Raw genomic sequence first — 9,369 nt, 5'->3', positions numbered from 1 at the left:
AATGCAGTTCACGCTTCCGTTGACGCTCTACCTATTATCCTCTCTGGATAGCACTTTTACAAAATCGGGATGCTCCCGGCTAGGTTAAACCTTTTGGACGCTCAGTATAATCCTACAAAACAATGGCTTAATACACCGATTAAGGCAAGTCCAACAGTTAGGGTCAAAGTGGGAGAAGCAGGGGTCATATATCTTCTTGTTGCCAGAAGATTGTTCCCAAATGAACCCAATTAAATGGAAGTGGCAACATCTTAAAAAAGATGAATTAGCGACACAAATGTTTGAAGCGGAGTTATATAGCAATCCTAAATGATTCATGTAAATTTGTAGGTAGTGCCTTTCTTTGCCTACCCCCTATCTATCGGGGCAACCGGGCGTGGGATTGCCCCTACAATAATTACCCGAATGATTTAGGGTTGCTATATCTCGCCTACGCCGTAATTCATGGAGTAGAAGTTAGAGGAGAAACGAGTTTCAAAAAAGAAGGCAAGTGCAGGCCCGGGATCCCAACTCTGAGGCCATAATTCATTCCAAATCTAAAATCTAAAATCTAAAATCTAAAATGGTATGAGATTGCTTCTTGAAGGGCTGTCGCTACGCCAATAGATGAGTTATATTGCAATCCTCGCATCAGTTGTAAAAATATGTAGGGGTAGTGCCTTTCTTTGCCTACCCCAGCCTGCATCGGGGCAACCGGGCGTGGGGAGAACCCTACAAGAATTACACAAATCATTTATGATTGCTATAAGACCCAAATCCCAACTATTTTCGGTAATCTTGAAAAACAGGAGTTGCTATAATTTAAAGTTGAGAAACAACTGTACGGAGCGAAAATTATGGGACTATTTGACCAAATTTTGAGCGCGATCGACAATCCCAACCAACAAGCAAGTCCCAATCAGTTGGGCAACATTCTCGGTGCGGTAGAGCAGTTGAGCGGCAACCAGGGCATCGATGCGGGTACGACTCAGTTGGCGATGTCGGTTTTGGGCGGATACGTGCGATCGGCATTGCAAAACGTGCGATCGCAGTCAGGAGACGCACAAGCTCAACAAGTTGTCAACCAATTTAGCGGTACAAATCCCAATCCCCAAGCAGTACAGAGTTTGTTCGGAGCCGGCCAACTCACGCAGATAGTGACGGATATAGCCCAAAGAACTGGTTTGAATAACACCACAGTGCAGGCGATGATACCTGTTTTGGTGCCGCTCATACTGAATTTGCTACAAACCGGCGGCAACGCCCAAAATCCAGCCCAGGGCGGAAATCCCGTTTTGAATACGTTTTTAGATACAGATGGAGATGGCGACGTAGATATTACTGACGCAATGTCGATGGCTAGCCGCTTTTTGAATCAACGCCGTTAATTTGGGATTTTGTAACCGCAGATATCAGCGGATGGACACAGAGGAACGCAGATAGGATTTTATCTGCGTTCCTCTGCGTTTATCTGGCTTCATCTGCGGTTAAAAAAAATTCCTAGTTTAACCCAAACCCAAATCAGTCACAGCACCGACACTGCTAGAAGAAACCAACTTAGCATATTTAGCCAAAACGCCCCTAGTATAGCGAGGTTTAGGAGGCTGCCAAAGAGCGCGCCGCTGCTCCAATTCTGCATCAGAAACATTGAGCTGCAACAAGCGATTGTTAGCATCAATCGTAATCGAATCGCCCTCTTTTACCAGAGCAATTGTGCCTCCTACTTGTGCTTCTGGTGCAACGTGACCGACCACCATGCCGTAAGTTCCGCCCGAGAAGCGGCCGTCAGTAATTAACCCGACAGAATCGCCTAAACCTGCGCCAATAATTGCCGAAGTTGGTGCTAACATTTCGCGCATTCCCGGCCCGCCTTTGGGCCCTTCGTAGCGGATGATAATCACATCTCCGGCTTGAATTTTGCCTGCTAAAATTGCATCCAAACAATTTTCTTCAGATTCAAATACCCGCGCCGGGCCGGTAATTTGCGGTTTTTTAACGCCAGTAATTTTAGCAACGGCTCCTTCTGTTGCCAGATTTCCCCTGAGAATTGCTAAATGTCCTTGGGCGTAAAGCGGGTTGTTCCAAGGGCGGATGACATCTTGGTCGGCGCGGGGTTCGGCTGGAATATCTGCTAACACTTCGGCAACAGTTTGACCGGTAATTGTCAGGGCGTCGCCGTGCAGCAAACCCTGTTCTAGCAGCATTTTCATTACTTGAGGAATGCCGCCGGCTGTGTGCAAATCGGTTGCTACGTATTTGCCGCTGGGTTTGAGGTCGCACAGCACTGGTACTTTTGCTCGAATAGTTTCAAAATCGTCGAGGGACAGTTCAACGCCGATCGCATTGGAAATGGCTAATAAATGCAGCACAGCGTTGGTTGAACCGCCGACTGCCATGATGACGGCGATCGCATTTTCAAAGGCCTTGCGTGTCAAAATTTGGCTCGGTAACAACTGTTTGCGGACAGCTTCCACCAGCACTTTTGCAGATTCGGCAGCGCTGTCAGCTTTTTCGGCATCCTCAGCAGCCATTGTCGAAGAATAAGGCAAACTCATGCCCATCACTTCAAAAGCGCTCGACATGGTATTTGCTGTGAACATTCCGCCACAGGAACCCGCACCCGGACAAGCTTTTTGTTCGACTGCATTGAGTTCTGTTTCGTCAATTTTGCCCGCGCTGAATTGGCCGACTGCTTCAAAAGCGCTGACAACGGTTAAATCGCGTCCGTTGTGGTGTCCTGGTTTGATCGTGCCGCCGTAAACAAAAATAGCAGGAATGTTCATGCGGGCGATCGCAATCATCGCCCCCGGCATATTTTTATCGCAACCGCCGACAGCCAGCACCCCGTCCATACTTTGGCCGTTGCAAACTGTTTCGATGGAATCCGCAATCACATCTCTCGACACCAGAGAATATTTCATCCCTTCTGTTCCCATCGAGATTCCGTCGCTGATAGTAATCGTACCGAACATCTGCGGCATCGCCCCAGCTTCCTTTGCACCCGCAATAGCCCGCAAAGCGAGGTCGTTTAATCCCATGTTGCAGGGCGTAATCGTGCTGTACCCGTTGGCAATCCCCACAATCGGCTTGGTGAAATCGCCGTCACCAAAACCGACTGCCCGCAGCATTGCTCGGTTGGGCGCGCGCTGCACGCCTCCAGTCACAGCTTGGCTTCTCAAATTTTCAGGCATTTTAAAATTTCCTTTGTCAGTTAGTTGTCGGTTGTTCTGTTGTCTGTTGTCTGTTTTTCTTTGCCGCTGGCTGTTGACTGCCCAGTGCCGAGAGTTTTACGCTATTTTTAATTTTCTCAGAAGCGTTCATATTTGTCAGGCCTTTTAAGAGGCAGTGGCACCGCAGTGCCCGGAAAGCAATGCAAAGATTCTACAGATACTACAGCGTGCAGAGTGAATACCGTGGTTATCTGGGATGATGTGGTAACACCCATCACTCTAACGTTTAAAAAAAATTGCGAGGCGAATGACATGGAGGCCGATCGAATTCTGAGGCAATATGCGGCCGGAGAAAGAAATTTTCGAGAGATTAACCTCGTCGGGGCAGACTTAAAAGGGGTAAACCTCAGCGAGGCTAACTTTACCCGATCGAATTTCCAAGACGCAAACCTCAAAGGCGCTAACCTGACGGGAGCGAACTTGCGCGAGGTGAAATTGGCAGGGGTGGACTTGACGGAAGCCAACCTCAGCGAAGCAAATCTCATCGGTACCGATTTGAGCCGTGCCAATCTCAGCGGGGCTAACCTGATGGGAGCCAACCTGCGCGGCTCAATGGCCAGAGAAGTCAACATGACTAAGGCTAATTTGACGGAAGCTAATTTGACCGAAGCCAACTTTACCGAAGCGAATTTGTTTGCGGCCAACTTAACCGAGGCTAGCATGATTCGCATTAATTTGATGAAGGCAAATTTGAGTTGGTCAACTCTCAAAGCGGTAAACCTGACAAATGCCATCCTCAGCGAGTCGCTTTTAGAAAGAGCTAACCTAAATCAGGCAATTCTCAGCGGGGCGATGGTGAGCGGGGCAAACTTGGCTGGTGCAGACTTGCGCCAAGTAACGATGGTTGGAGCTAATCTCACCGACGCTAATCTGAGCAATGCTAATTTGAGAGTTGCTAATGTGAGTTGGTCAACGTTGGCAAGAGCTAATTTGAGCGGTGCTAATTTGTACCGTGCCAAGCTGTGCTGGTCTAATTTTAGCGGGGCTGTTTTGGTGGAAGCGGTTTTGATTGATGCTAATCTCAATCGAACTAACTTCCGCGATGCAGATTTGAGGCGGGCAATTATGCCCGATGGCACGACTAATGATTCTTAAAATTTGATTGTTGACTGTTGACTGTTGATTGTTGATTGTTGATTGTTGACTAATGACTAATGACTAATGACTACTGACTACTGACTACTGACTAATGACTAATGACTAATGACTACTGACTACTGACTACTGACTAATGACTAATGACTACTGACTAATGACTAATGACTATCACTGAATTATTGATGTTGGGTGCGGCGGGAATTTTTGCCGGAATTCTAGCTGGATTTTTGGGTATCGGCGGCGGTACGGTGCTCGTGCCTTTGCTGGTGGCTCTCAATTACGCTCCGGTGCAAGCGGTTGCTACTAGCGGTTTGTCGATCGTGATTACAGCTATTTCTGGCAGCATCCAGAATTGGCGCATGGGCTACCTCAACTTGAGTCAAGTCGCAGGCATCGGATTTCCCGCCGTCATCACCGCACAAATCGGTGCTTATTTGGCGGGGATATTTCCGCCTTACTTGCTGTTACTTACTTTTGGGTTGTTGCTGTGGTTGAATATTTATTTGATTGAAGTTCGCAAGCACCTGACAGCTAAGAAGAAAGCGGAACTAGAACAAGGGGAACTGGGAGGACAAGCGGGACAAGGAGAAAATGCTCAATTACCAATTACTAATCACGAATTACCCAATAATTCCAATATTTTATTCCATCCAACTTTTGCTAAAATTGCTACCGGCAGTGCGGCGGGTTTATTAGCGGGTTTGTTCGGCGTAGGCGGCGGCGTAATTATGGTTCCCCTGCAAATTTTGCTGTTAGGAGAAAGCATTAAAACCGCAATTCAAACCAGCTTGGGCGTCATCGTCATCACGGCAATTTCGGCGACGGCGGGACACGCGGCGCGCGGGAATGTTTTGTGGGTTGTGGGGTTAATTCTTGGCGGCGGCGGTTTGTTGGGCGCGCAGGTGAGCACGCGGTTTTTGCCGAGATTGCCCGATCGTATTGTTAGTTTAGCTTTTCGATCGCTCTTGGCAGTGTTATCGATTTATGTTTTCTGGCAAGCTTGGCAAAAATTTAGTAACGGGTAATTTCTCATTGGTAAGGTGCGCGGCCCGGCGCACCCTACAAAAGACTGCGGGAAGATGCCCGCGCTGCACCCTACGAAAAACGAATAAGTAAGACTAATTTGCTGATAGTTTCTTCACGGCGCGAGTCAGACGCTGCAAATAAGGCTTGACAATTTCTTGATTTTGTCTCTGCAATTCGGACACTTGCTGCTGCAACTGCTGAATCTCGGTTTGCAGCATCCCTGTGTCTATTGTGGGTCGATCGAGCAAGTCCTGCAATTGCTGGAGAGAACCTTGGATTGTATCAAAGTCTACTTCGTTCGATCGCTCCTGTAACTGAGCCGTAATAGTTTTAACTTCAGTTAACTGTTCGCCCATCAATAAAAATCGGACGTTGACATTTTCCCAATCATGCTCTCTCAGGGCACTATTTTCCAAAATGCGGAGTTTTTGCTGCAAATCGGACAGGGTGGTGTAGAGTTCCTGAGAATCAGCCGGCAGCGCCTGGGCTTGGCGTTCGAGGGAGGCTACGGCAGCTTGTACCTCGGCGATGACGCCGGATTCCAAGCCCAGGAGTTTTTGCTGCAAATCGGAGACAGCGGTGTAGAGTTCCGCAGGTTCTCCAGGTAGTATCTGAACTTGTTGCGATCGACGTTCTACTGCGGCCTGTACGTCCGTAATCGCAGAATTTGCCTTTTGTTGCATTTGTTGCTCGAAACGCTGGCGATTGGCGAGATTTATCGATAGTGCTGCGGTTAAGGGGGCGGCAGCGTAGACAATTTGGCCCGACAATCCTGCAGCAATCGTGCCAATAGCGGAACCAGCAACAGAGGCGTATTCTACCAATTCTAGCCAGTCCGGCTGGTTCGGGGCACTTCTCAAAGCTGGGAATGATGCTTTTTCAATCTTCTGCATAGCCTTTTAGTGGTAGTCGGATAGATGGCAATACCGACATGATAAAAGCGATCGGCAAATAAATCAGGGCTATTGGTCAAAATTTCCTGATTGTGGTATTTTCATTGACCGAAAGCATCCAGGATACCCGCCACGTGATTCATCCGTCCAGAAATAAAAAACCTGTATCCGATAAAGGAGCCCCCGAATTTATCCGTGGGGTCAATGCTTCAATTCTAAAATCTAAAATCTAAAATCTAAAATCTAAAATCGATTGACCTTCTGCCTTCAAAACGGTCAATCTCAGGTAAAATTCAGGATTAAGTCGATCGCTCAAAACACTTAACCGATAACCGTTAACCGCCGTCTGTCAGGAGTATACAGAAAATGGGTCTTAAGATTATTGAAAGCTACGATAGCAGTTTTGTCCTCGAACCCGATGCTAAAACAGCACTGTTCGGTTTATTAACCGGTGAAAGCTTTCTCCAACAAATAGCGCTACAATTGCAATGCTCGCGCATTGAGTTTGCCGAGTTACTGTTTCAGCCAGTCCCTTACAGCAGCGAGACGCCGAAGGGAATGCCTGCGGAATTTGAAAAGTATCATCAATCGAGCGATTTTGCGATCGTCAACGTCCCGCCTAATTTCATGTTCCAAGCCAAAATATTTAAACCCAGCCGCCTCTGTGCAATCTATCGAGTTTTTAAGAATTAGGTAAAAGCTGGTTCATCTGTGGTTTAATCTAAAATCTAAAATCTAAAATCTAAAATCGGATGACAGAAGACATTCAATCTCTCGCCAGCTTAGAATTCATTCCATACATAGACTCCGAGGGGAAATTGCCCGATTTTGTCCAGGGAAAAATCGGCGTTTACGCAATTTTTGACAGCGATAAAGTCCTGCAATTTGTCGGCTATTCTCGCGACATTTACCTCAGCCTCAAACAGCATTTGGTACGCCAAACCCAATATTGCTACTGGCTGAAAGTCCAAACTATTGACAAGCCCAGCCGCACGATTCTAGAAAGCATTAGAGAAAGTTGGATTGCCGAAAACGGTTCCCAACCCCAAGGTAACGGTGCCGATGCTGCCAAGTGGAACGAGCCCATCGACACAAAAACTGTAATGACTGCCCAAGAAACGGCAAATTATGAAGGTATCTTCGCCGATGAAATTGCCAAAGATAAATTGTTGAAAAATGTCGCGCGGCGCGTGGAAAATGAAATTTTCGCGCTGCTGAAAACTCGCGGCGTAACAGAAGAAATCCGGTTTAATCCCAAGCTGAAAACTAGCGGATTGCTGGATTTAAAGTAAATACCGCTCACCCGGCAGTCCGCCAGGGAATGAATTCCCTGTCTAATAGCGAAAGTCCTCTAAAAGAGGACTAAGCTGTTACGAATCTAGATTGTATTTTTGGGCGGGCGGGACGCCCAACACCTACTCCCCACAAGACTTGGATTTTTTTTGACAGACAATTTAAAGGCCCAACAGCTTAATAAATTATTCAGTCCTCTTTTAGAGGACTTTCACTTTGAGGCAGGGGTTTCAACCCCTGACGGACTGACGGAATATCGGTTTTACCTTAAACAGATGCTCGTGTACAATCTATCTCATATATTCTCTGGGTCGGTTAAATTTTAAAATGTTGAAATGTATTAAAATTTAACAGATATCGGAATCTGCAAAATTAACTCGGTTCCTCGGCCCGGAGCAGAAATACAACTGATTTGACCTCGATGTTTTTCCACTACAATATCGTGACTGATTGCCAACCCTAATCCAGTACCGCGGCCTACAGGCTTCGTAGTAAAAAATGGGTCAAATATCTGGTGGCGCACTTCCTCACTCATCCCACAACCGTTATCGGCAATGTGAATAATAACGGATTTATAGTTGTGAGTGGCTAATATTGAATCTTGATTGTGCAGCGCAGCTTCTGACTCAAAACCTACTGAAGTGCTGATGGTAATTTTTCGGGGAGACGATTGATTTTCCAGGGCATCAATAGCATTACTTAGCAGGTTCATGAACACCTGATTTAACTCACTGGCGTAACAGGTGACTCTTGGCAGTTGGCTGTAGTCTTTAATGACCTCTATCTCACCAGCTTTGTGTGTTCCCTTTAGTCGATGTTGCAAAATAACTAAAGTATTGTCTATGCTTTCATGAATATCCACTGGCTTGTACTTTTGTTCGCCAAGGCGGGTGAATTTCCGCAAAGACATCACAATTTCGCTAATCCGAGAAGCACCCTCTGTCATCGAATTCAGCAGTTTTGGATAATCCTCTGCGATGAATTCGGGTTGAATCTCATCCAATTCGCCGATAATTTCTGCAACGGGGTGGGGGTAGTAATGTCGGTACAATTCGACGAGGCGAAGCAAATCTCGCGCATACTCCGCCGCTAGAGAAATATTGCCGTAGATAAAGCTGACGGGATTGTTGATTTCGTGAGCAATTCCTGCCGCTAGCTGACCTAAAGAAGCCATTTTTTCCTTCTGTATTAACTGAGCTTGAGTTTTCTTTAGTTCAGTTACGGTTTGTTCGAGTTGCTGGGCGTAGGATTGTGTTTGCTGGAACAACTGGCGCTGCACGAGTTGATTTGAGACGCGGGCGAGAACTTCTTGTTCGTGAAACGGTTTTGTGATATAATCTATACCGCCAACTTCAAAGGCTTTGACTTTATCTAATACTTCATTCAAAGCACTGATAAAAATAACTGGAATGTCCTTGGTTGTGGGAGAAGCTTTCAATGCTTGGCAGACTTGGTAGCCGTCCATACCGGGCATCATGATGTCGAGCAAAATCAAGTCAGGAGGAGTTAATTCGATCGACCGCAGCGCTAGTTTGCCGTCGGGTGCGGTGCGTGTTTTGTACCCTTGCTGCGAGAGTATTTGAGCTAAAAGTTGCAAATTAGCCGGAATATCATCAACAATTAAAATATTCCCTTTTAAGACGGGAGTTGGTTCGTAATTCATATCTAGTTTGGTAAAATAACCTTTATAGGTTTGTAGTGAGTACGATCGCCCGATGGGGTTTTATAAGGACGATCGTACTCACTACGAACCGGGTATAATATCAATTCTCTTGTGCGATTCGTTTAGCCTAAATGGATAGGTTCTCCTATCCAGGGACGGTTAGCCTGACTCCGCTGCGAGTTAGTGA

General features: G+C 46.6%; 8 protein-coding genes. 5 read left to right on the top strand and 3 right to left on the bottom strand.

Going from position 1 to position 9,369, the window contains the following annotated elements; all coding sequences use genetic code 11:
- Positions 1 to 836 precede the first annotated feature (836 nt).
- Complete coding sequence (locus QUA88_RS28615; RefSeq protein WP_333056636.1) at positions 837 to 1,367, top strand: hypothetical protein; 531 nt, start codon at positions 837 to 839, stop codon at positions 1,365 to 1,367.
- Positions 1,368 to 1,484: 117 nt separating this feature from the next.
- Here the strand turns inward: QUA88_RS28615 and ilvD are convergent, their stop codons facing one another.
- Complete coding sequence (gene ilvD / locus QUA88_RS28610; RefSeq protein WP_333056635.1) at positions 1,485 to 3,170, bottom strand: dihydroxy-acid dehydratase; 1,686 nt, start codon at positions 3,168 to 3,170, stop codon at positions 1,485 to 1,487.
- A gap of 291 nt (positions 3,171 to 3,461) precedes the next feature.
- On the opposite strand from ilvD, the gene QUA88_RS28605 reads away from it, so the two are divergent.
- Both QUA88_RS28605 and QUA88_RS28600 read left to right on the top strand, forming a co-directional pair.
- On the top strand, positions 3,462 to 4,304 hold the full coding sequence (locus tag QUA88_RS28605) for a pentapeptide repeat-containing protein (RefSeq protein WP_333056685.1): 843 nt from the start codon (positions 3,462 to 3,464) through the stop codon (positions 4,302 to 4,304).
- Between the two features lie 164 nt (positions 4,305 to 4,468).
- A complete protein-coding gene (locus QUA88_RS28600; protein WP_333056634.1) occupies positions 4,469 to 5,332 on the top strand; it encodes a sulfite exporter TauE/SafE family protein in 864 nt (287 codons plus the stop codon).
- Positions 5,333 to 5,425: 93 nt separating this feature from the next.
- Here QUA88_RS28600 and QUA88_RS28595 read toward each other — a convergent pair whose 3' ends face one another.
- Positions 5,426 to 6,226 carry a hypothetical protein gene (locus QUA88_RS28595; protein WP_333275099.1) on the bottom strand — a complete coding sequence of 267 codons (801 nt, stop codon included), beginning with the start codon at positions 6,224 to 6,226 and terminating at the stop codon, positions 5,426 to 5,428.
- 366 nt (positions 6,227 to 6,592) lie between these two features.
- Between QUA88_RS28595 and QUA88_RS28590 the strand changes: the two genes are divergently transcribed.
- On the top strand, positions 6,593 to 6,919 hold the full coding sequence (locus QUA88_RS28590) for a hypothetical protein (protein WP_333056631.1): 327 nt from the start codon (positions 6,593 to 6,595) through the stop codon (positions 6,917 to 6,919).
- A gap of 59 nt (positions 6,920 to 6,978) precedes the next feature.
- Complete coding sequence (locus QUA88_RS28585; protein ID WP_333056630.1) at positions 6,979 to 7,518, top strand: GIY-YIG nuclease family protein; 540 nt, start codon at positions 6,979 to 6,981, stop codon at positions 7,516 to 7,518.
- Positions 7,519 to 7,859: 341 nt separating this feature from the next.
- On the opposite strand, the gene QUA88_RS28580 is transcribed toward QUA88_RS28585, so the two are convergent.
- A complete protein-coding gene (locus QUA88_RS28580) occupies positions 7,860 to 9,182 on the bottom strand; it encodes a response regulator (RefSeq protein ID WP_333234105.1) in 1,323 nt (440 codons plus the stop codon).
- Positions 9,183 to 9,369 lie beyond the last annotated feature (187 nt).

The sequence above is a fragment of the Microcoleus sp. D3_18_C2 genome (assembly GCF_036702395.1).
In the GTDB taxonomy this organism is placed as follows: Bacteria; Cyanobacteriota; Cyanobacteriia; order Cyanobacteriales; family Microcoleaceae; genus Microcoleus.
The sequence above is the reverse complement of the archived record's forward strand: the minus strand, read 5'-3'. Positions and strand labels throughout refer to the sequence as shown.

Coding starts and splice junctions, on each gene's coding strand:
- QUA88_RS28615 (WP_333056636.1), top strand. CDS start 837: ATGGGACTATTTGACCAAATTTTGAGCGCGATCGACAATCCCAACCAA.
- ilvD (WP_333056635.1), bottom strand. CDS start 3,170: ATGCCTGAAAATTTGAGAAGCCAAGCTGTGACTGGAGGCGTGCAGCGC.
- QUA88_RS28605 (WP_333056685.1), top strand. CDS start 3,462: ATGGAGGCCGATCGAATTCTGAGGCAATATGCGGCCGGAGAAAGAAAT.
- QUA88_RS28600 (WP_333056634.1), top strand. CDS start 4,469: ATGACTATCACTGAATTATTGATGTTGGGTGCGGCGGGAATTTTTGCC.
- QUA88_RS28595 (WP_333275099.1), bottom strand. CDS start 6,226: ATGCAGAAGATTGAAAAAGCATCATTCCCAGCTTTGAGAAGTGCCCCG.
- QUA88_RS28590 (WP_333056631.1), top strand. CDS start 6,593: ATGGGTCTTAAGATTATTGAAAGCTACGATAGCAGTTTTGTCCTCGAA.
- QUA88_RS28585 (WP_333056630.1), top strand. CDS start 6,979: ATGACAGAAGACATTCAATCTCTCGCCAGCTTAGAATTCATTCCATAC.
- QUA88_RS28580 (WP_333234105.1), bottom strand. CDS start 9,182: ATGAATTACGAACCAACTCCCGTCTTAAAAGGGAATATTTTAATTGTT.